Source organism: Brevundimonas sp., from assembly GCF_035627475.1.
In the GTDB taxonomy this organism is placed as follows: domain Bacteria; phylum Pseudomonadota; class Alphaproteobacteria; order Caulobacterales; family Caulobacteraceae; genus Brevundimonas.
In genome coordinates, this window is sequence record NZ_DASPLR010000035.1 from 61,584 (window position 1) to 82,642 (window position 21,059).

The 21,059-nt window shown below is 70.0% G+C and carries 25 protein-coding genes; 16 read left to right on the top strand and 9 right to left on the bottom strand.

Going from position 1 to position 21,059, the window contains the following annotated elements; all coding sequences use genetic code 11:
- Positions 1-66 precede the first annotated feature (66 nt).
- Positions 67-198, top strand: coding sequence for a hypothetical protein (locus tag VEA62_RS09715; protein ID WP_324821038.1), 132 nt, complete (start codon positions 67-69; stop codon positions 196-198).
- A gap of 4 nt (positions 199-202) precedes the next feature.
- Here VEA62_RS09715 and VEA62_RS09720 read toward each other — a convergent pair whose 3' ends face one another.
- From VEA62_RS09720 to VEA62_RS09730, 3 genes are all read right to left on the bottom strand, one after another.
- Positions 203-1,813, bottom strand: coding sequence for a hypothetical protein (locus VEA62_RS09720; RefSeq protein ID WP_324821041.1), 1,611 nt, complete (start codon positions 1,811-1,813; stop codon positions 203-205).
- A 67-nt stretch (positions 1,814-1,880) separates the two neighbouring features.
- Positions 1,881-2,261 carry a hypothetical protein gene (locus VEA62_RS09725; protein ID WP_324821043.1) on the bottom strand — a complete coding sequence of 127 codons (381 nt, stop codon included), beginning with the start codon at positions 2,259-2,261 and terminating at the stop codon, positions 1,881-1,883.
- Positions 2,262-2,462: 201 nt separating this feature from the next.
- Positions 2,463-2,810 carry a DUF1491 family protein gene (locus VEA62_RS09730; protein WP_324821045.1) on the bottom strand — a complete coding sequence of 116 codons (348 nt, stop codon included), beginning with the start codon at positions 2,808-2,810 and terminating at the stop codon, positions 2,463-2,465.
- A gap of 56 nt (positions 2,811-2,866) precedes the next feature.
- Between VEA62_RS09730 and VEA62_RS09735 the strand changes: the two genes are divergently transcribed.
- The 8 genes from VEA62_RS09735 to flhA all read left to right on the top strand — a co-directional run bounded on the left by VEA62_RS09735 (position 2,867) and on the right by flhA (position 11,952).
- Positions 2,867-3,742: a hypothetical protein gene (locus tag VEA62_RS09735; RefSeq protein WP_324821047.1), complete on the top strand. Its 876-nt coding sequence runs from the start codon at positions 2,867-2,869 to the stop codon at positions 3,740-3,742.
- A gap of 78 nt (positions 3,743-3,820) precedes the next feature.
- A complete protein-coding gene (gene fliF, locus VEA62_RS09740; protein ID WP_324821049.1) occupies positions 3,821-5,461 on the top strand; it encodes a flagellar basal-body MS-ring/collar protein FliF in 1,641 nt (546 codons plus the stop codon).
- On the top strand, positions 5,461-6,498 hold the full coding sequence (gene fliG / locus VEA62_RS09745) for a flagellar motor switch protein FliG (RefSeq protein ID WP_324821051.1): 1,038 nt from the start codon (positions 5,461-5,463) through the stop codon (positions 6,496-6,498). The genes fliF and fliG overlap by 1 nt, the downstream gene beginning before the upstream one ends.
- 1 nt (position 6,499) lies before the next feature.
- Entirely contained in the window at positions 6,500-7,168 is a 669-nt protein-coding gene (locus VEA62_RS09750) for a flagellar assembly protein FlbE (RefSeq protein WP_324821053.1), read from the top strand.
- Positions 7,168-7,500: a flagellar motor switch protein FliN gene (gene fliN, locus VEA62_RS09755; protein ID WP_168045029.1), complete on the top strand. Its 333-nt coding sequence runs from the start codon at positions 7,168-7,170 to the stop codon at positions 7,498-7,500. The genes VEA62_RS09750 and fliN overlap by 1 nt, the downstream gene beginning before the upstream one ends.
- Before the next feature lie 38 nt (positions 7,501-7,538).
- The gene (locus tag VEA62_RS09760; RefSeq protein WP_324821057.1) at positions 7,539-8,933 is read left to right on the top strand and encodes a sigma-54 dependent transcriptional regulator; all 1,395 of its coding nucleotides are present in this window, start codon (positions 7,539-7,541) and stop codon (positions 8,931-8,933) included.
- Positions 8,934-8,935: 2 nt separating this feature from the next.
- Positions 8,936-9,841, top strand: coding sequence for a class A beta-lactamase (bla, locus tag VEA62_RS09765; RefSeq protein ID WP_324821062.1), 906 nt, complete (start codon positions 8,936-8,938; stop codon positions 9,839-9,841).
- A 17-nt stretch (positions 9,842-9,858) separates the two neighbouring features.
- Positions 9,859-11,952, top strand: coding sequence for a flagellar biosynthesis protein FlhA (gene flhA / locus VEA62_RS09770; protein ID WP_324821164.1), 2,094 nt, complete (start codon positions 9,859-9,861; stop codon positions 11,950-11,952).
- Between the two features lie 13 nt (positions 11,953-11,965).
- Here flhA and VEA62_RS09775 read toward each other — a convergent pair whose 3' ends face one another.
- Entirely contained in the window at positions 11,966-12,673 is a 708-nt protein-coding gene (locus VEA62_RS09775; RefSeq protein ID WP_324821064.1) for a hypothetical protein, read from the bottom strand.
- A gap of 113 nt (positions 12,674-12,786) precedes the next feature.
- On the opposite strand from VEA62_RS09775, the gene VEA62_RS09780 reads away from it, so the two are divergent.
- The 3 genes from VEA62_RS09780 (at position 12,787) to VEA62_RS09790 (ending at position 14,900) form a co-directional block, all read left to right on the top strand.
- The gene (locus VEA62_RS09780) at positions 12,787-14,175 is read left to right on the top strand and encodes a sensor histidine kinase (protein WP_324821066.1); all 1,389 of its coding nucleotides are present in this window, start codon (positions 12,787-12,789) and stop codon (positions 14,173-14,175) included.
- Positions 14,176-14,184: 9 nt separating this feature from the next.
- Positions 14,185-14,625 (top strand): NUDIX domain-containing protein, encoded by a 441-nt coding sequence (locus VEA62_RS09785; protein ID WP_324821070.1) that lies wholly within the window; start codon positions 14,185-14,187, stop codon positions 14,623-14,625.
- Between the two features lie 92 nt (positions 14,626-14,717).
- Entirely contained in the window at positions 14,718-14,900 is a 183-nt protein-coding gene (locus VEA62_RS09790) for a CsbD family protein (protein WP_324821073.1), read from the top strand.
- Between the two features lie 58 nt (positions 14,901-14,958).
- Here VEA62_RS09790 and VEA62_RS09795 read toward each other — a convergent pair whose 3' ends face one another.
- From VEA62_RS09795 to VEA62_RS09815, 5 genes are all read right to left on the bottom strand, one after another.
- The gene (locus tag VEA62_RS09795) at positions 14,959-15,471 is read right to left on the bottom strand and encodes a hypothetical protein (protein WP_324821075.1); all 513 of its coding nucleotides are present in this window, start codon (positions 15,469-15,471) and stop codon (positions 14,959-14,961) included.
- 35 nt (positions 15,472-15,506) lie between these two features.
- Entirely contained in the window at positions 15,507-16,685 is a 1,179-nt protein-coding gene (locus VEA62_RS09800) for a VWA domain-containing protein (protein WP_324821078.1), read from the bottom strand.
- Positions 16,686-16,697: 12 nt separating this feature from the next.
- Complete coding sequence (locus VEA62_RS09805; protein WP_324821081.1) at positions 16,698-17,423, bottom strand: DUF72 domain-containing protein; 726 nt, start codon at positions 17,421-17,423, stop codon at positions 16,698-16,700.
- Between the two features lie 38 nt (positions 17,424-17,461).
- The gene (locus tag VEA62_RS09810; RefSeq protein ID WP_324821083.1) at positions 17,462-18,121 is read right to left on the bottom strand and encodes a hypothetical protein; all 660 of its coding nucleotides are present in this window, start codon (positions 18,119-18,121) and stop codon (positions 17,462-17,464) included.
- Positions 18,122-18,196: 75 nt separating this feature from the next.
- Positions 18,197-18,727 carry a GNAT family N-acetyltransferase gene (locus tag VEA62_RS09815; RefSeq protein WP_324821086.1) on the bottom strand — a complete coding sequence of 177 codons (531 nt, stop codon included), beginning with the start codon at positions 18,725-18,727 and terminating at the stop codon, positions 18,197-18,199.
- A 65-nt stretch (positions 18,728-18,792) separates the two neighbouring features.
- On the opposite strand from VEA62_RS09815, the gene VEA62_RS09820 reads away from it, so the two are divergent.
- Genes VEA62_RS09820 through VEA62_RS09835 form a run of 4 tightly spaced genes read left to right on the top strand, consistent with a single transcriptional unit; the run spans position 18,793 to position 21,040 of the window.
- Positions 18,793-19,713, top strand: a complete 921-nt coding sequence (locus VEA62_RS09820; RefSeq protein WP_324821089.1) for a histone deacetylase family protein — start codon at positions 18,793-18,795, stop codon at positions 19,711-19,713.
- A 36-nt stretch (positions 19,714-19,749) separates the two neighbouring features.
- Positions 19,750-20,406, top strand: a complete 657-nt coding sequence (locus tag VEA62_RS09825; protein WP_324821091.1) for a histidine phosphatase family protein — start codon at positions 19,750-19,752, stop codon at positions 20,404-20,406.
- A gap of 32 nt (positions 20,407-20,438) precedes the next feature.
- Positions 20,439-20,687, top strand: a complete 249-nt coding sequence (locus tag VEA62_RS09830) for an exodeoxyribonuclease VII small subunit (RefSeq protein ID WP_324821094.1) — start codon at positions 20,439-20,441, stop codon at positions 20,685-20,687.
- Positions 20,687-21,040 (top strand): tRNA-binding protein, encoded by a 354-nt coding sequence (locus tag VEA62_RS09835; RefSeq protein ID WP_324821097.1) that lies wholly within the window; start codon positions 20,687-20,689, stop codon positions 21,038-21,040. The genes VEA62_RS09830 and VEA62_RS09835 overlap by 1 nt, the downstream gene beginning before the upstream one ends.
- Positions 21,041-21,059 lie beyond the last annotated feature (19 nt).

Consider the following 21,059-nt stretch of genomic DNA (forward strand, 5'->3'; position numbering starts at 1 on the left):
GTCCCTCCAGGCGAGACGACCCGGTCACGCAATCGGGCGCCGCCTTTGGAAACGAAGGAAACGGACATGGCGCCCAATCCTCCCGTCGACCCCCGGCCCGAGAGCGGACCCCACCCCGCCCTCAGCCTGGTCCTTGGCTTCGGCCTGATCGTCCTCGGCGCGACCGTGGTGCACGTCGTCTTCAACGTGCTGGTCTAGGCGGTCACTCGGCCGCGGCTTCGGTGGCCTCGCCTTCGTCTGGCGGAGCCTCCTCGAGCGGCGCCGTCTCGCCCCGGGCGGTGGCGATCATTTCGCGCGCCTGCCGCGTGTAGCGGCTGCGGTGGGGGCTGTTGGCGACGGGCAGCAGCACCGTCACCGCCTCGTCGTTCATCGATCGCGACATATAGGCGTGACCAAGCCGCAGGCGGGCGTCGAAGGATTGGGGGGCCAGCGCCAGCGCCGCCACCTCAAGTGTGGTGATGTCATTGTCGTTCGGATAGCCGGCCATGCCCTGGCGAGCCTTGTTCAGGCCGAGGTAGATGCGGAAGTCCAGCGGATCGGCGTCGACCGCCCGGGCCAGGTAGCCCATGGCCGCCCGACGACGACCCAGGGCGGCCGCCGGACTGGTCTCCTTTTCCGCGGTGTCGAGCAGGATCATGCCCGCCAACCGCAGGGCGTCGGCGTCGGTCGAGGCCTCGCCCAGCAGCGGCTCCAGCGCGCTGAAGGCCGCGTCCTGATTGTCCGAGAGCCGGTGAGCCCTCGCCTCGACCAGCATGGCCATGCGGTCGCCGCGGTGGCGCTCCGCCGCGGCGAAGGCGCTGCGGATCAGTTCCGCGCGGTGCTCGGCCTCCTCGCGGGCTTCGCGCGCCTTCTGAGCCTCCGACTTTCGGGTGAGGCCGTCGTCGTCCGCCGGCTCCGGCTTCACGGGCTCGCTGTCGAGGCGCATGTCCAGCCAGGCCATGTCGCCTTCCGCCGGGGTCAGGGTGCTGACCGTCACCTGTGGTTCGGGGATGTTGATCTGCGGCGTGAGAACATTGATCTGTCCCGTCAAATACAGGCGCACGTCATTCTGCAATTGAGACGGGGTGCGGCCGGTGGCCGCCTGCATGGCCGTGATCGAGTCCTCGCCGCGCACGATCGCCGCCAGATACAGTCCCAGCATGCGGGTCCGCTCGGGCGTGCTCATGAAATAGTGGGTCATCGCCCAGGCCTGGGCATAGTAGGACGCGCCCCGGTACCGGCCCGAGGCCGTGTAACGCCAGGTCAGCAGGTCCTCCATCGGCGCCCAGGTGTTGCCCCCCTGGGTCAGCGAGTTCATCCGGCCCGGCAGGTGACGGCCGAACTGGATCCGGTCGGGGCGCACGTCGGCGGTGGCGTAGTATTCCGCGAACCCCTCCACGAACCACGACGGATAGGCGTTCGACCGCATCTGGAACATGAAATGGTGGGCGTATTCGTGGAACAGCACCACGTCGCCCGACATCGCCTCGGTGTCGACAACCGCATGGATGCGGCCGCTGTTGGGGGAATAATAGCCGCCCACAGAGGCGGGGATGCCGGGCGAGGCCTGCAGCATGTCGCGCCGTCCTTCGGCGATGTAGATCTCCAGCTTGGGGACCTCGTACTCGTTCTCGATCGGGTAATAGGCCCGCAGCAGGCTGTCGAACCGCTCCGCCTTCTGGGCATAGGCCCGAATGGTGCGTTCGGAAACGTCGCCGTAGACGATGAAATGCGCCGTCTCGGCCTTGCGCCATTCCGCCCGGGTCGGACCGGCGGCGCAGGCCAACAGCAGGACGAGCCCGATGGCGAGCGTCTTCAAGAGATCGTTGAACATCGGAGCCCCCTCCAGAGAAGGGTGCAGCCTACCGCTGGCGAAGGAACTTGTTCAAGCGAGGCGGTTGTCAGGCCGCGAGGCGCATCCACACCGCCTTGTCGGCGGCGACGGCGTCCAGCTTGCCTTTCGAGGCGCGGGTCTTCAGCTGGCGCATCACCGGGTCGGGCAGGGCGCAGAACTGCGGCTCGACCAGATCGGGGTTGCAGCCCGCTTCCGGCGCGGCGAACAGGGCGGCGTTGATCTCGGGCGAGCGGTCGTGGATCAGCCACGCCAGCCGGCGTGCGCGCTCCGGATCGGTATGGTGCAGCAGCGGGTCCTCGGCGAACAGCTCGCAGCCCAGCGTCAGCACATAGTCGAAGCCCAGCCTTTCGAAACGGCGCGCATCGCCGGGCGTGACCGGGCAGGTCTCGTCCAGGTCGAACACGACGTCGTTCAGCAGAAACAGCATCAGGCATACCCACCATCACCGGGTTCGTTCTGGACCCGTTACGAGTGACCCTAGCGGCAGGCGCTTGCGGTTCCGTTCCCGAACGTCGTTAAGGAATTCGCACCGGGCCGCGGCGTCGCAAGAAGTGGTTAGGGAAGAGGCCGGTGGGCGGCAGGCGGCAGGGATCCGGGAGCGGCGGCCCCGTCGTTCAGCGCCATCTTCCTACCGCCTCCCGCCCACTTCGTCCGCCACCTTCTCCGTGATGAAGTGCCGCCCCTCACGGTCCTCGATCTCGACGATCCAGAGGTCAGGGTCGTAGCCGATCTGCCGCTGCAGATACTCGTCCAGCTCGCTCTCGAACTCGCTCTCCATCGGCTGCATCCACAGCCGTTCCCCGTCAGGTCCGAAAGCCTCGCTATAGAGTCTGGCCTTGCGGCTCGACGTGTCGAACGCCTTGACGATCACCGTCCCCGCCCGCGCGTCGCCCTTGCGCGCCACCGTGGCGAAGGCCCCCGCCAGCTCGGCGCGGCGGATCAGGGCGGACACCCACAGGTCGGTGGAAAGAAGCAATTCGCTAACCCTGCTCGGAAACCGGACCGGAACGCGTCGTGCGTAGGGTGCGGCCCATGACGATAGGGCAGAACGCCACCGCCGCCAAAGCCGTCCTGCTCGCCGCCGCCGTGCTGGCGACGCCGGCGCAGGCGTTGGGCGGGCCCTCCGACACCTATTACGAGCGCGCCTTCGTGGTGGCCGCCGACGCCCGCTGCGACCTGTTCGCGCCCCAGGTCGAGGCCGCCCTGACCGCCGCCACCGCCCAGGCCCGCGGGGCCGCCCTCCGTTCGGGCGCCGCCGAGGTCGATCTGAACGCCGCCGCCGCCCGGGCCCGGGCTCGGGCCGCGGCCGTGTCATGCCGCGACCCCCAGCTGGCGACGGTCCGCGCCCGCGTCGACGGGGCCTTCTCGGGCTGGGCCCGCACGCCGCGCATGACCTTCGCCGGGGAGCGTCAGCACTGGTTCGCCGATCGCACCCGATGGACGCAGCCGGGCTGGCGGCTGAAGCAGTCCTCGACCGTCGGCGCCTCGCCGGTCGCCTTCGGCTATGGCGGCAAGGCCGACGCCTCGACCCCGATGGCGGTGGTCTCCTTCGTCGGCCGCTCGCGGCCGACCGCCGCCCGCCTGGTCTTCCGCGACGAGACCAGGGCGCCGCGGGCGTGGCTGTCGGGCGGCGGTCTGGCCCCGACCTCCTCGCGCGCCAGCGTCTGGGCCACTGGCGTCTCGGCCGCCGATCCGGCCCTGCTGGCCGAGGGACGCCGCGCCGGCGACGCCTGGCGCTTCCCGGCCTCCGCCGCCGACCGGCTGGCGCGCCTCGACCCCCGCGAAACCTTCCTCGTCGAGTTCCATTTCCGCGACGGCAGCGTGGCCACGGCCCGCTTCGAGGCCGGCGACTTCGCCGCCGGCCGCGCCTTCATGGCCATGGGCGCGCCTGGAACTTCAGCCCCTTAACGCCTCGTTTACCACGTGCCCGGCATTTTCTGCCCAGCGGGCGTCGGTATGCACCCGTGAGTATTCGGGGCGGGACGCGTGGGCGGCTTCACGGCGGCGTTGCAGAGATTCGGGATCGGTCGCCTGACCGTGGTGCTGGGCGTCGCCGCCGGCGTCGCGGCCGTGCTGGTCGCCGTCATGCTGCGCATCGGCCAGGCCCCGGACGCCCTGCTGTATTCCAATCTCGACCTGCGCGAGGCGTCGGAGATCACCACCGCCCTGGACGGCGCCGGCATCAAATACTCGTCGAAGGGCGACGGCTCGACGATCTTCGTCAGCCGCGACCAGGTCGGCGAGGCCCGCCTGCTGGTCGCCGGCAAGGGCCTCGTGACCTCCGGCAGCGTCGGCTACGAGATCTTCGACAGCCAGTCGGTGCTGGGCCAGACCGAATTCCAGCAGAATCTCAACGAGAAGCGCGCCCTTGAGGGCGAGCTGGCCCGCACCATCATGAGCATGCGCGGCATCACCTCCGCCCGGGTGATGATCGCCATGCCGTCGCGCCAGCTGTTCCAGACCGCCGCCGCCGACCCGACGGCCGCCGTCGTCGTCGGCGTCACCGGCGGAACCCTGACCGGCGCCCAGGTCCAGGCCATCCGCAACGTCGTCGCCTCCTCGGTGCCCAACCTGAAGCCCGAGAAGGTCACCCTGACCGACACCGCCAACCGCACCCTGGCCGCCGGCACAGACGGCGCGGGCTTCAGCGCCGCCTCGGCGGAAGAGGCCAAGTCGTCGACCGAGGCCCAGCTCCAGGCCCGCATCAAGGACATCGTCGAGGGCGTGGTCGGCGTCGGCGCGGCCCGCGTCCAGGTCACGGCCGACATCGACCACAGCCGCTCCACCACCCAGGAGCAGCGGTTCGACCCCGACGGCCAGGTGGTGCGCTCGACGGCCACCAATGGTTCGGAAAGCGCCGACACCACCGGCGTCAATGACGGCGGCGCCACGGCGACCAACAACATCCCGGGCGGCGCCGACCCGGCGGCCACGCCGATCGGCTCGCGCGACACCCAGAACACCGAGACCACCAACTACGAGATCTCGAACACCACCACGACCACGGTGAAGGAGGCCGGCGAGGTCAAGAAGCTGGCCGTCTCGGTCGCCGTCGACGGCAAGTGGACGCCGGCCGCGAACGGCGGCGAACCGACCTACGCTCCGCGCACCGCCGAGGAGATCGCCCAGATCAAGGCGCTGGTCGCCGCCGCCGTCGGCATCGACGAGGCGCGAGGCGACAAGATCGAGGTGCTGAACGTCCGCTTCGCCCGCGACGTCCCGGCCGTGGGCGGGGCCGAGGCCGGCTCGTCCCTGTTCGACTTCACCAAGAACGACCTGATGCGCGGCGTCGAGCTGCTGGTGCTGCTGATCACCGGCGTGCTGCTGATCTTCTTCGTCCTGCGCCCGCTCCTGAAGTCGGCGACGGGCGGCGGCGCGGCCCAGCCCCAGCTGGCCGGCCCGGGCGGCGTGCCGGTGACGCCGCTGCAGACCACCATCATGGGCGGCGGCATGCAAATGGCCCAGATCTCCGGTCCGGCCGGTCCCTCCGAGATGGAGCAGCGGCTCGACATCGCCCGCATCGAGGGCCAGGTGAAGGCCTCTTCGGTCAAGAAGGTCGCCGACTTCGTCGAGAAGCATCCTGACGAGTCGACCTCCATCCTGCGCAGCTGGGTGCACGAAGGCTGATGGCGGCCCGGCTCGTCTCCAAGAAACCGGCCGTCGAGGATGTCAGGAAGCTGACCGGCCCCGAGAAGGCGGCCGTCATCCTGCTGTCTCTTGGCGAGGACCACACCCGCCTGTGGCAGAGCCTCGACGAGGACGAGATCAAGGAAATCTCCCAGGCCATGGCCTCGCTCGGCACCGTTTCGGCCCAGGTGGTCGAGGAGCTGATGGTCGAGTTCGTCTCGGGCATGAGCGGCTCGGGCGCGGTCATGGGCAGCTACGAACAGACCCAGCGCCTGCTGAACTCCTTCATGCCCGCCGAGCGCGTCGACGCCCTGATGGAGGAAATCCGCGGTCCCGCCGGCCGCACCATGTGGGACAAGCTCGGCAATGTGAACGAGGCGGTCCTCGCCAACTATCTGAAGAACGAATACCCCCAGACCGTCGCCGTGGTCCTGTCCAAGATCAAGCCGGACCACGCCGCCCGCGTCCTGACCAGCCTGCCCGAGGACTTCGCCCTCGAATGCGTCCAGCGCATGCTGCGCATGGAGCCGGTCCAGCGCGAGATCCTCGACAAGATCGAGCAGACCCTGCGCACCGAATTCATGTCCAACCTGGCCCGCACCTCCAAGCGCGACAGCCACGAGATGATGGCCGACATCTTCAACAGCTTCGACCGCCAGACCGAGGCCCGCTTCATCGGCGCGCTGGAGGAACGCAACCGCGAGGCCGCCGAACGCATCCGCGCCCTGATGTTTGTATTCGAGGACCTCGCCAAGCTCGATCCCGGCGGCATCCAGACCCTGCTGCGCGCGGTCGAGAAGGACTCCCTCGCCCTTGCCCTGAAGGGCGCCTCGGAGTCCCTGCGCGAACTGTTCTTCTCCAACATGTCCGAGCGCGCCTCCAAGATCATGCGTGAGGACATGGAGTCGATGGGTCCGGTCCGCCTCAAGGACGTCGACCAGGCCCAGATGGCCATGGTGCAGGTCGCCAAGGATCTCGCCGCCAAGGGCGAGATCATGCTGGTCGGCCAGGGCAGCGACGACGAGCTGATCTACTGACATGACCGCCCGGCCCCTCAGCACCCCGTTCGCCTTCGACACCGAGTTCGACGCCTCGGGCATCGTCGTGCAGCCGTCGGCCTTCCGCCCGACCAGGCGCGCCTATTCGCCGCTCGAGGTCGACGCTCTCGTCGCCCAGGCCCGGGCCGAGGCCCGGGACGCCGCCATGGCCGAGGTCGAGAGCCTCCAGGCCATGGCCCTCTCGACCATCGCCCAGAGTCTCGCGGCCTCGATTCCGTCCCTGACCCAGGTGGCGCGGGCCCACCGCGAGCAGTCCGCCGAACTGGCCGTCGCCGCCGCCCGCGTGGTCGCCTCGGCCGCGCTCGACCGTTTCCCGGCCGGCCCCCTGCAGGCGGCGCTCGAGGCGCTGGGCCAGGAGATCGACGCCTCGCCCCGGCTGGTCATCCGAACCGGCGATCTCGACGACGCCAGCCGCGCCCGCATCACCCGGCTGTGCGACGACTCCGGCTTCTCCGGCGTGGTCGCCTTCCGCGAGGAACCCGGCCTGCCGCCCGCCTCCTTCCAGCTGGAATGGGCCGACGGCCGCGCCGAGTTCGACGCCGAGGCCGCCTTCGTCCGCATCGGCGAGGCGCTGAGCTCGGCCCTCGCCGCCGAGGCCGGCCACGCTGAAACCCTGACCCCCGACACCTCACTGGAAGGGAGGCCGTAATGGCGTCCGACACCATGGCCCTGGAGGAGTTCGCCGACTCCACCGCGATCACCGTCAACGACGAGGCGACCGACAAGACCGCCAGCGACCTCGCGCCGGTCTTCGACGTCCCCGTCAACATCTCGGCCGTGTTGGGCAAGGCGCACATGTCGGTGGCCCAGCTGCTCAAGCTGAACCGCGGATCGGTGCTGGAGCTCGACCGCAAGGTCGGGGAGGCCATCGACATCTTCGTCAACAACCGGCTGGTCGCCCGCGGCGAGGTGGTCGTCGTCGAGGACCGGCTGGGCGTGACCATGACGGAAATCATCAAGACCGAGGACTCGGGCGCCTGAAGCGGCGACCGGCTGTAAGAGATTAGAGGAGAAGACCCATGCGGCTTCTGGTGGTTGGCAGGCTCAGCGGACAGCTGGCGACGGCGGTGAAGATGGCCATGGCGCACGGCGCCAAGGTCAGCCATGTCGAGCGCGGCGATCAGGCGACGGAACAGCTCCGGCGAGGGCAGGGGGCCGATCTGCTGATGGTCGACTACCGGGTCGACATCGCCGCCCTGATCGCGGCCAACGAGGCCGAGCGCATCCATGTGCCGGTGGTCGCCTGCGGGGTCGACGCCGACGCCACGGACGCCGCCAACGCCATCCGCGCCGGGGCCAAGGAATTCATCCCCCTGCCGCCCGAGGCCGATCTGATCGCCGCCGTCCTGTCGGCCGTAGCCGACGACGAGCGCCCGCTGATCTCGGCTGACCCGTCGATGAAGTCCGTCATCCAGCTCGCCGATCAGGTCGCCCGCTCGGAAGCCTCAATCCTGATCACCGGCGAAAGCGGCGTCGGCAAGGAGGTCATGGCCCGCTACCTGCACGCCGGGTCGAAGCGGTCGGAACGTCCCTTCATCAGCGTCAACTGCGCCGCCATCCCTGACAACCTGCTGGAATCCGAGCTTTTCGGCCACGAGAAGGGGGCCTTCACCGGGGCCATGGCCCGGCGCATCGGCAAGTTCGAGGAGGCCGACGGCGGCACCCTGCTGCTCGACGAAATCTCCGAAATGGACGTCCGCCTGCAGGCCAAGCTGCTGCGCGCCCTCCAGGAACGGGTCATCGACCGCGTCGGCGGGACGAAGCCGGTCCCGGTCAATATCCGCATCATCGCCACCTCCAACCGCGACCTGGCGAAGTCCGTCGCCGAGGGGACCTTCCGCGAGGATCTGCTGTACCGCCTCAACGTCGTGAACCTGCGCCTGCCGGCCCTGCGCGAGCGGCCGGGCGACATCGCCGTGCTGGCCGACCACTTCGTCAAGAAATACGCCGCCGCCAACGGCGTGCCGGTGCGCCCGATCTCGGCCGACGCGAAGCGGGCCCTGATCTCGCACCGCTGGAACGGCAACGTCCGCGAGCTGGAGAACGCCATGCACCGCGCCGTGCTGCTGGCCGTCGGTCCCGAGATCGATGTCGACGCCATCCGCCTGCCCGACGGTCAGCCGCTGGCGATGGGCAGCCACGGCGCCGCCCCGGACGCCGGTGTGGCCGGTCGCGCCGCCCACGTCGCCGACACCGTCACCCGCGCCCATGTGGGCCAGACGGTGGCGCAGATGGAGAAGACCCTGATCCTCGACACCCTGTCGCACTGCCTCGGCAACCGCACCCACGCGGCCAACATCCTCGGCATCTCGATCCGCACCCTGCGCAACAAGCTGAACGAATACGCCGACGAGGGGACCAGCATCCCGGCCCCGCAGTCGGGTATCGCCGCCAGCGGCTACGCGGCCGCCTGACCATGAGCCTCCGCACGGACCGCAGAAGCGTCCTGACCGGCCTCGGCGCGCTGGCGATGGCCGGCTGCGCCCGCGCCGGGTCGGAAGCCGCCCCGCGACAGGCTGTGGCGCCCGAGGCCTTCGACCTGTCGGCTCTCGAACGCCGGAACGGCGGCCGGCTCGGCTTCGTCGCCCACGACACCGGCTCAGGCCGTCGCCTCGCCTGGCGCGGCGAGGAGCGGTTCGTCTATTGCTCGACCTTCAAGATGTATCTCGCCGCCGCCACGTTCCTGCGCGTGCAGGCCGGCGAGGAACGTCTCGACCGCATGATCCCGGTCACGGCCGCCGACATGGTCAGCCACGCGCCGGTGACGGAGCCCGCGATCGGCGGCGCGCTCAGCGTCGAGGCCCTCATGAAGGGCACGGTCGAGGTCAGCGACAACCCCGCCGCCAACCTGCTGCTCAGGGCGCTGGGCGGGCTGGAGGTCATGCAGGCCTTCTACCGCTCGCTCGGCGACGACAGCACCACGGTCGACCGCTTCGAACCGACGATGAACCGGCTGGACGGCGACAAGGACACCATCACTCCGCTCCGTTCGGCGGCCAACATCCAGCGGCTGCTGATCGACGCCGACACCCCGCTGTCGGCGCCGCACAAGGCGACCCTGCTGCGCTGGATGACCGAGACGCCGACGGGCCAGGGCCGCATCAAGGCGGGCGTGCCGGCCGGCTGGACCGTGGCGCACAAGACCGGCACGGGCGGCTACGGACCGACCAACGACATCGGCGTCCTCTATCCGCCGACCGGCGCGCCGGTGATCGTCGCCGCCTACTATCACGCTGCAACCGCGGAACCCGCCGCCCGCAACGAGGCGGTCATCGCCGGGGCGACCCGTCAGGCCCTGACCGCCCTCGGCCACGCCGCATGACGGACGCCTCCGTCACCATGATGAAGGACGGCATGGCGCGTCCGAGCGGCCGCGACATGCTCGGCTGGGTCGCGCGCGGCGAGGTCGGCATGGCGGTCGGCGTCATCGGCGTCATCCTGCTGCTGATCCTGCCCATCCCCGCCTTCCTGATGGACATGCTGCTGGCGCTGTCGCTCGTCTCCAGCGTGCTGATCCTGATGACCGCGGTGATGATGAAGAAGCCGCTGGACTTCGCCATCTTCCCGACCGTCCTGCTGGTCTCGACCCTGTTCCGCCTCGGTCTCAACCTCGCCTCGACCCGGCTGGTGCTCAGCCACGGCCACGAGGGCTCGGGCGGCGCCGGTCAGGTGATCCAGGCCTTCGGCTCGCTGATGATGGGCGGCAGCTTCATCATCGGAATCATCATCTTCGCCATCATCCTGGTGGTGAATTTCGTGGTCATCACCAAGGGCTCGACCCGCATCGCCGAGGTCTCCGCCCGCTTCACCCTGGACTCCATGCCGGGCAAGCAGATGGCCATCGACGCCGACCTGTCGTCCGGCCTGATCACCGAGGACCAGGCCAAGCTGCGCCGCAAGGAGCTGGAGCAGGAATCGACCTTCTTCGGCGCCATGGACGGCGCCTCGAAATTCGTCCGCGGCGACGCGGTCGCGGGCCTGATCATCGTCTTCATCAACGCCATCGGCGGCATCCTGATCGGGGTGATCCAGCACCAGATGCCGATCGGCGAGGCCGCGAACTCCTATGTCGCCCTGACCATCGGCGACGGCCTGGTGACCCAGGTCCCGGCCATCATCATCTCCATCGCCGCCGGCTTCCTGGTGTCGAAGGCGGGCGTCGAGGGCACGGCCGACAAGGCGCTGGTCGCCCAGCTGGCCACCAACCCGGTCAGCCTCGGCGTCGTCTCCGGCGCCGCCGGCCTGATCGGCCTGATCCCCGGCATGCCGCTGCTGCCCTTCGCGGCCCTGGCCATCGGGACCGGCTTCATGGCCTGGCGGCTCGGTCGCCAGCGGCTCAAGCCCAGGCCGAGCGAGGCCGAGCTCAGCGCCGCCGCCGCCAGCCCGAAGGAAGACGTCGAGGAGCCCATCGGCACCGCCCTGACCATCGACGAGGTCAAGATCGAGCTCGGCTACTCCCTGCTGTCCCTGATCAACGATCTGGAGGGCCGCCGCCTGACCGACCAGGTCCGCGCCCTGCGCCGCTCGCTGGCCCAGGAGTACGGCTTCGTCATGCCGTCGGTGCGCATCCTCGACAACATGCGCCTCGGCACCCAAGGCTACGCCATCCGCATCAAGGAGATGGAGGCCGGCGCCGGCGAGGTCCGTCTCGGCTCCCTGATGGCCATGGACCCGGCCGGCCGCCAGGTCGAACTGCCCGGCGAACACACCCGCGAGCCCGCCTTCGGCCTGCCCGCCACCTGGATCGACGAGAGCCTGCGCGAAGAAGCCACCTTCCGCGGCTACACCATCGTCGACCCGTCGACGGTGCTGACCACCCACCTCACCGAAATCCTCAAGGAGAACATGGCCGAGCTGCTCTCCTACGCCGAGGTGCAGAAACTGCTGAAGGAGCTTGGCCCGGAAGAGAAGAAGCTGGTCGACGAACTGATCCCGTCGGTGGTCACCGTCACCACCCTGCAGCGGGTGCTGCAGTCGCTGCTGCGCGAAAAGGTCTCGATCCGCGATCTCGGGGCCATCCTCGAGGGCCTCGCCGAGGCCGCGCCGCACACCTCCAGCGTCACCACCCTGGTCGAGCACGTCCGCGCCCGCCTCGCCCGTCAGCTGTGCTGGCAGCACAAGGGCGACGACGGCGCCCTGCCCATCGTCACCCTGTCGCCCGACTGGGAGCAGGCCTTCGCCGAGGCGCTGGTGGGGCAGGGCGAGGACAAGCAGCTGGCCATGGCCCCGTCGCGGCTGCAGGAATTCATCCGCGCCGTCCGCGACGTGTTCGAGCGCGCCGCCATGGCCGGGGAGACGGCGGTGCTTCTGACCGGGCCGCAGGTCCGCCCCTACGTCCGTTCGATCATCGAACGCTTCCGCGGCCAGACCGTCGTCATGAGCCAGAACGAGGTCCATCCCAAGGCCCGCCTGCGGACCATCGGGACGGTCTAGGCGCAGGGACGGGCTACTGCTCCGTCCACCCGCCCGCCGACGCCTCCCGCGCCACGTCATTGGCCGGGCGGGCGATCAGGCCGGACTGGGTGATCCACACCTCGTAGCGGGCCCCGTCGGCCATCGGCATATAGGCGCCGCCGCCGTACAGGGTGTCGACCGCGTCGACGTATTTCCGGTATTTCCGCGCCGTGTCCCAGGCGCTGACCTTCCACGGGATCCAGTCCGGGCCCTCGTCGCCCCCGGCCAGGGGATGCACGCTGCGCTCGCCGTTGATCTCCTGCTCGATCGAGCGGTAGCGGCCCGACAGCCGGTCGAGCCGGTACTGCGTATCCAGCCCCAGCACATTGGCCCACGGCTTCCACTTCAGCACCTGGGCCTCGATCCGCCATTCGTCGCCGTGCAGCGGGTACAGATTGCTGACCGCCGGGGCGTTCTCGCCGCGCGCCGGCTGCATCACCGTGGCTTCGAAATACTGCGGCCCCAGCTGGCGGGTCTCGATCGTCGCCACCGGCCGCTCCCAGGTCAGGCGGGAATAGGTCTGCACGTCCAGCCCCAGCAGGGCCGCGACCATGGCCGCGGCGATGAAGCCCGCGCCGCCCACCCCGCCCAGCAGGCCGCCGAAGACGCGGCCCCTGAACAGGGCGCCCAGGCCCCTGAACAGCAGCACCAGCCCGACAAGTCCGACCAGCGCCGGCGCGATCCACCACCACCAAACCATCTCGTCACTCCCGCCCCATGGGATTCATCTTTACCCTAAATGCGCGGAACTGTGGCGGTTTCCCTCAGGACGCGACTGGACAGGGCGGAACGCGCCGCTAATGCTCGCGCCCGATGTTCTCGGCCGTCCGCCCGTCCCTGCCCGCCCTGATCCGGTTCGCGCGGACGCCGGGCATCGGCCGGTCGATCGTGGCGCTGCTGGCGGGGGCCATCCTGCTGCTGCTGATGGCCAATCTGGCCACCTTCGTCATGATCCAGCGCACGGCCGCCTTCAACGACCAGGTCGAGCGCTCCCAGCAGGTCCGCCGCGCCGCCCGCGACCTGCTGCTCTCCCTCGTCGACGCCGAGACCGGCCAGCGCGGCTTCCTGCTCTCCGGCAGCCCGGAATTCCTCGCCCCCTACACCCGCGCCGAACTCTCGGTGCCGGAGCAGATCGAGGAGCTGGAGCGGCTGAGCGACGGCGATCCCCAGCTCGAGCCCCACGTCGGGGCCATGCTGGAGGCGGCGCGTGACCAGCTTGCCGAACTGTCGCGAGCCGTCGCCCTGTCGCGCACCGGCCGCATGGGCGAGGCGATCCAGCAGGTCCGCTCCGGCCACGGCCAGAGCCTGATGGAAGTCGTCCGGGCCCGGGTCGCCGCCATCGACGAGATCGAGAACGAGCGGTTCGCCGCCCGCAAGCGGCAGTCCGAGCACGGCCTGATCCTGACCCTGTGGGCCAATGCCCTGGGCGGGCTGCTGGTGGTGGGGCTGGCGGGGATCATGATCTGGCTGGTCCGGCGCTACGTCGCCGAAATCCAGGACGCCCGCGACGCCCTCGACCGCCTCAACGCCGGGCTCGAGACCCAGGTCCGCGACCGCACCGCCCAGCTGACGAGCGCCCGCGACCGGGCCGAGGCCATGCTGCGCGAGGTCAACCACCGGGTCGGCAACTCCCTGCAGCTGGTCTCCACCTTCATGTCGCTGCAGCTGCGCCACCTGGCCGACGACGGCGCCCGCGCCGCGCTGAAGGAGGCCAAGGCCCGGATCGAGGCCGTGGCCCACGTCCATCGCCGCCTTTACACCTCGGACGACATGTCCTCGGTGGCCATGGACGAATATCTGGAAGGCCTGATCGCCGAACTCGGCAAGTCGCTGGCTCCCGGCGCCGGCTCCCCGGTCCTCAAGCTCACCGCCGCGCCGCTGAGCGTCTCCACCGACCAGGCCGTGTCGATCGGCGTCATCGTCACCGAACTGGTCACCAACGCCGTCAAATACGCCTACCGCCCGGGCCAGGGCGGCGAAATCCGCATCCTGTTCGCGCCCGACGGCCGCGCCGGCCGCGCCGTGCTGACCGTCGAGGACGACGGCCCCGGCCTCGGCGACGGCAAGCCGCGCGGCACGGGTCTGGGCGGCAGGATCGTCTCGGCCATGGCCTCGGGCCTGCGCGCCGCGATCGAATACGATCCAACCCATTCGGGCGTCCGCGCCCGCCTGGCCTTCGACCTCCAGCCCGTCGCGCGCTAGAAGTCTGCCATGCTCCAGTTCGGCGACCCCGATCCCTCCCTCGACTATCTGCAGCGCCCGACGGCGTTCGGCCTGGTCTTCCACGAGGGCCGTGTGGCCTGCGTCCGCGTCGACCGGGGCGAGGCCAGCTATTACGACCTGCCCGGCGGGGCGATCGACGGCGACGAGACCGAGCAGCAGGCCCTCGTCCGCGAGTTCGTCGAGGAGACCGGCATGAGTGTCCGGCCCTTCGCCCGCATCGCCGAAGCGGCCCAGTATTTCCGCAGGTCCGACGGCGCCCCGGTCAACAACATCGCGGGCTTCTGGATCGCCGGGCAGCTGTCGCTCGATCCCGCCGCCAAGGTCGAGGCCGATCACGAACTGGTCTGGCTGCACCCCCATACCGCCCTGAACGAACTGCGCCACGACGCCCACGCCTGGGCGGTCGCGGCCTGGTTGCGGCGCAAGTAGCGCAAGCGGCGCCTTACGGAACATCGGACCGGGCTGGACCGCTCTCTATGTCGAAATGTGGTCATAGCGGCCTCATCCTTCAGGAGAATTCCATGCCCGATCATGATCGCGTCGAAGGCGCAGCCAAGAACCTTGGAGGCGAGATCAAGGAAGCCGCCGGCAAGGTGACCGGCGACGGGAAGCTCAAGGCCGAAGGCCGCGCTGATCAGGCGGAAGGCAAGGTCCAGAACGCTGTCGGCGGTCTGAAGGACACCCTCCGCGACCACCGCGGCTAGACCTGTTCAAATCTGCCGTGACGCCGTCCGCATTGCGGGCGGCGTTCGCGTGTCCGGTCTAGTCGTCGTCCCCGCCCAGCCGGAAGGTCAGGCCTTCCTCGGGGGGCTTGCTCCCGTCGGCGGGGCGGCACTCCTCGGTCCAGACCACGCCGCCCTCCGGCTGAACCCGCGGTCGCGTCTCGCAGGTCCGTTCGACCAGCCGGGCGCCTGCCGCGCCGGACCGGCTGGGCGCGCCGCACTGCAGGGCGTAGCGGTCGCCCGCGGCCTCCTGACGGCAGTTGTCAGCGGCGCTGGCCGGGGCGAGGCCGGCGGGCAGGGCAGCGCCCAGATTGGCCGCGAGGGCGGAGCGCACCCGCGCCTGGCAGCCCTCCAGGGTCTCGCTGGCCGCGCGCACCAGCGGACTGCATTCGGAACGCTCGTAGCCGTAGGGATCGGTCCGCGCCCACTCGGGAATGGGCGGGACGAAGGCCGGGATCTCCGCCACGGCGGGCTCCGGCGGCGTGGGCGTCTGCCAGACCACCTGGCCGGAGGCGGCCTGTTGCAGGGCGACGGCGGCGATGACGGCGAGCATGGAGAACCTCCCGGGCAGGACCGGCCAAGCCTATCCTATTTGGCGAGCGCCCGCATCGCCTTCTCCAGTCCCTCCAGCGTCAGCGGATACATCCGCTCGTCGACCAGTTCGCGGATCATCCCGACCGAGGCCGAATAGCTCCAGTAGCGCTCCGGCGACGGGTTCAGCCACGCCACCTTGTCCCACTGCTGCGTCGCCCGCCTCAGCCACACCGCTCCCGCCTCCTCGTTCCAGTGCTCGACCGACCCGCCGGGCATGGTCACCTCATACGGGCTCATGGTCGCGTCGCCGACGAAGATGGCGCGCCAGTCGGCGGGATATTTGTGCAGCAGCTCCCAGGTCGGGATCTTCTCGCTGTGCCGGCGCCGGTTGTCCTTCCACACGCCCTCGTAGAGGCAGTTGTGGAAGTAGAAGAATTCCAGGTGCTTGAACTCGGTCTTCGCGGCCGAGAACAGCTCCTCGCACATCTTCACATGGGCATCCATCGAGCCGCCGATGTCGAGGAACAGCAGCACCTTGATCGTATTGCGCCGCTCGGGCCGCATGTGGATGTCCAGCCAGCCCTGACGCGCCGTGCCGTCGATGGTGGCGTCCATGTCCAGCTCGTCCGGCATGCCCTGCCGCGCGAACCGCCTCAGCCGGCGCAGGGCCACCTTGATGTTGCGGGTGCCCAGTTCGACCTGGTCGTCCAGGTTCCGGTACTCCCGCTTCTCCCACACCTTGACGGCGCGGCCCTGCCGCCCGGGCCCGCCGATGCGCACCCCCTCGGGGTTGTAGCCGCCGTGGCCGAACGGGCTGGTCCCGCCGGTGCCGATCCATTTGTTGCCGCCCTGATGCCGACCCTGCTGTTCCTCGAGCCGCTGCTTCAGCGTCTCCATCAGCTTGTCGAACCCGCCCAGCGCCTCGATCTGCGCCTTCTCCTCGTCGGTCAGGTATTTCTCGGTCAGCAGCCGCAGCCAGTCCTCGGGAATGTCGGTGGTCAGGTCCTCGCCGGCGCCGACGGTCTCCACGCCGGCGAACACCTTGCCGAACACCTGGTCGAACCGGTCGTAGTGTTTCTCGTCCTTGACCAGCACCGCCCGCGACAGATGGTAGAAGTCGTCGACCCGCCGCCCCGCCACGTCCTTGTCCATCGCCTCCATCAGATGAAGCCATTCCTTCATCGACACGGGCACTTTCGCGTCGCGCAGGGCGGTGAAGAAGGGGAGGAGCATGTCCCGATCCTATCAGGCCTTTTCCAGCAGCCCAATCAGCTGCTCCGCATCCGCCGGCGCCGCGCTCTTGATGTCGTTATCGAAGTAGACGAACACCTCGCGGTCCTCGCGCCAGGTCCGGATCGTCTTCGCCCAGTCCTTCAGGGCCGCCTCGCCGTAGCGGCCGTGGTACTGGCCGCCGGGCCCGTGTCCTCGCAGATAGACGAAGTCCGCGGTCGCCTCCCGGAGCGCCGGGGCGTGGTGGTGGTCGGAAACGCAGAGGGCGACGTTGCGCCGCCGCAGCATCTCCAGGATCTCCCCGGCGTACCAGCCCGGATGCCGGAACTCGACGCTGTACCGGTAGCCGCCGGGAAGGGCGTCGAGGAAGCTCTCCAGCCGTTCGTCGTTGCGGTGCAGATTGGGCGGCAGCTGGAACAGGATCGGCCCGATCTTGTCGCCCAGCCCGGCGATGCGGCTGAACATGTACGCCAGCGGCTCGGCCGGGTCCCGCAGCTTCTTGTTGTGGGTGATGAAGCGCGAGGCCTTCCAGGCGAACAGGAAGTCGTCCGGGGTCTGCTCGCGCCAGCCCGCCACGGCCTGATCCGTCGGCATGCGGTAGAAGCTGGCGTTGATCTCCAGGGTCCGGAAGCGGCGGGAGATGTATTCCAGCCGTCCGGCGGCCTTGACCTCTTCCGGATAGAACGGACCGTTCCAGTCCTTGTAGGCCCAGCCCGAGGTGCCGATCCGAACGTCGCGCATGCAGCGCTAGCGCGGGCCGCGCGCCCGGGTTCCGGCGCTCAGTCCTCGCGTGACTGCATGTTGGCCATCAGCAGGCTGGCGTAGAGGCTGACCATCATGGCGTTGTCCAGCGGCCCGGTCGCCCGCACCTTGTAGCCCCACTCGCCCGTGTGGCCGACGAGCACCATCGTCAGCATCGGGCCGTCAGGGGTCGTGATCCTGAACGCCGCGCTCGCGGGGGCGGCCTGCTCGCCGACAGTGGCCGACACCATCTCGCCCTCGAACGGGACCGCATCGGGCCAGCGGTTGCGGATGGCGTTGACCGCGTCGGCCAGGACCGCCTCCTCGCTCGGCAGCGGCCGGTAGCGCGTCGCATAGGTCGTGGTGTCGATGGACAGGGCCTCGTCCCGGGCGAGGCAGCCGACATCGTCGCCTCTCGGAACGCTGTCGTTCTGAACCGGGAAGATGACGATCCGGTCGCCGCTGCCGTCGAACGTGCACTGCATGCCGCTGGCGACGTGCATCACGGTCGGGGCCGCGCCGTCGGTCTTGTTGACGAAGATCCCGGTCGCGCCGGCCTCGGCGATCAGCCGGTCCGCGATCTGTCGCGCCTCGGCGATCTGCGCCGGCGTGGCGGCCGGGACCGGCGGCGGCGTCTCCTGGGCCAGCGCCACGGGCGCGGCCAGCAAGGCCGCGATGAAGGTCAGCCGTGCGATCATCTCAGGGTCCCCCGTTTGGCCGTCGATCAAGCCACGGTTGCAGACCCCCGTCCAGCCGGGATCAGCTTCCGCCGGTCAGCCTCGCCGCAGGATGAACTCGTCGTCCAGCCAGCGGCCGACCGGATACTGGTACTCCCCGGCCTTTTCGAAGCCATAGGCGGCATACAGTTTCTGCGCCTTCAGGTTGCCGCTCCAGACGCCGATCCACAGCGGCCCGTCCGAGTTCGCCTCCATCCACTCCAGAGCGATGGCCAGCAGCTTCGTGCCCAGCCCCAGCCCCTGCGCCGACCTGGCCACATACAGACGCCGCAGCTCCGCATGGCTGGCGCGCGCCTCCGGATGGGGCAGGGTGTTCGGCCCGGTGTTGGCGAAGGCCAGCAGTTCGCCGTTCGCCGCTTCCGCCACCCACCAGGCGGCTCCGGGTTCCCTCAGCTTCGTGCGGATCGTTTCCGGACTGAAGCTGGCGTCGAGAAAGGCCTGCAGGTCCTCGGCGGGGTAGGGGATGCCGAACCCGGCCACGAAGGTGTCGACGAAGGTCTGCCGCCCCAGCTCGCCCAGGGCGGCGGCGTCGGCTTCCACGGCGGGTCGGATCACGGGCTCGGTCATGACCCCGGCGCCTACAGCCTCGATCCGGGCGCGACAAGTGGCGCGCGGGCGCATATTCTCGCCTCGTGAGCGTCGCCCTCTTCACCCACCCCGACATGGTCGAGCACCGGCCCGGCTCCGGCCACCCCGAGCGGCCCGAGCGGCTGCGCGCCGTGCTTGACGCGCTCGACGACGCCGGCCTGTCCGGTGACCGCCGCGCCGCCACGGAAGCCGCCATCGCCGATCTCGAGCGGCTGCACCCCGCCGCCTACGTCGCCCGACTGCTCAACGCCGCGCCGCGCGAAGGCCTGAACCAGCTCGACGCCGATACCATCCTGTCGCCCGGCAGCGTCCGCGCCGCCCGCCTGTCCGCCGGGGCCGTGATCGACGCCGTCCGCGCCGTCGCCCGCGGCGAGACCGCGCGCGCCTTCGCCGCCGTCCGCCCGCCCGGCCACCACGCCGAGCCGGACCGGGCCATGGGTTTCTGCCTGTTTTCCAACGTCGCCGTCGCCGCCCGCGTGGCCCGGTCCGAAGGCATGGCCCGCGTCGCCGTCGTCGATTTCGACGTCCACCACGGCAACGGCACCCAGGCCGCCTTCGAGGCGGACGACAGCCTGTTCCTCGGCTCGATCCACCAGATGCCCCTCTATCCCGGCACGGGCGCGGCTTCCGAGACCGGCGTCGGCAACATCGTCAACGTCCCGGTCGGACCCCACGCCGCCCGCGAAGCCTGGCGCGCGACCTTCTCGGACAGCCTGATGCCGGCGCTCGAGGCCTTCCGCCCCGACCTGATCCTGATCTCCGCCGGCTTCGACGCCCACCGCCGGGATCCGCTGGCCCACCAGAGCCTCGAGGCCGCCGATTTCGCCTGGGCCACCCGCGCCGTGGTCGAGGTCGCGCGATCGTGCTGCGCCGGCAAGGTTGTTTCCTCGCTCGAGGGCGGCTACGACCTTGAAGGGCTCGGCCGCTCGGCGGCCGCCCATGTCCAGGCTTTGGGGGAGGACTAGGGGGCCGGATCGCAATCGCTGTTCCGCCCGTCGCTCATGTCAGCTCCCGCCCGAGACCCTTCCGCCGCCCATCCCGCGCCCGCGCCCGTTCCGCGCCCGGCTGCGCTCGTCTCCGTCCGCCCGGGCGCGATCATCCTCGCCCGCCACGGCGAGCCGGCCCTGTCGCGCAAATGCCTGCTCACCGCCGATCAGTATCGGGACTGGTGGGCGAAGTACGAGGTCGGCGGCCTGCGCGCCGGCCAGACCCCGCCGCCCGAACTGCTGGCCACGGCCGAGGGGGCCGGCGCCATCTACGCCTCGACCCGCCCCCGCGCCCAGGAAACCGCCGCCGCCATCGCCGCCGGCCGCGAGGTCATGAGCGACGCCCTGTTCATCGAGGCCCCCCTGCCGCCGCCGCGCTTCCCCTCGTGGTTCAAGCTGCCGCCGAAATACTGGGGCGCCGTGGCCCGCATCTGGTGGCACGCCTTCAACCACCACGACGGTCAGGAGACCCGCGCCCAGGCCGAGGTCCGCGCCGAGCAGGCGGCCCAGGCCCTGATCGCCCGCGCCGAGTCGGGCCAGGACGTGCTGGTCCTCGCCCACGGCTACTTCAACCACATGGTCGGCCGCCGCCTGCGCGCCGATGGCTGGAAGCTGGTCCACAACCAGGGCTTCAAATACTGGTCCCAGCGCCGCTACGAACGCCGTACTTGAGGCGGGCTGCGCCCCCCTCTAGGGTCGCCGCGATGACCGACACCACCGCCCTTCCCGCCGATCTCAGCTTCGAGGACGCCCTGCAGCGTCTCGAACAGATCGTCTCCCGCCTCGAGTCCGGCCAGGCCCCGCTCGAGGAATCGATCGCCCTCTATGAGGAGGGCGCGCGCCTCAAGGCCCATTGCGAGGACCGGCTCAAGGCCGCCCAGCTGCGCGTCGAGAAGATCGTCGTGGGCGCCGACGGACAGCCAAGGGGCGTCGAACCGGCCGGATTCGACTGATGTCCGGCGCGCCGGCCCAACAGATCACGTTCGACGACTTCATGAAGGTCGACATCCGCGTCGGGCAGGTGGTCTCCGCCGAGCCGTTCCCGCAGGCGCGCAAGCCCGCCTACAGGCTGGCCATCGATTTCGGGCCCGACATCGGGGTGAAGAAGTCCTCGGCCCAGATCACCGTCCACTACACCCCGGACCAGCTGGTCGGCCGCAAGGTGGCCGCCGTGGTCAACTTCCCGCCGCGCCAGATCGGCCCCTTCATGTCCGAGGTCCTGACCCTCGGCTTCCCCGACGCGGCGGGCGAGGTCGTCCTGGTCGGGGTCGACCGCGAGGTCCCGGTGGGCGGGAGGCTGTTCTGAACGTTCTCGCCGCCAACTC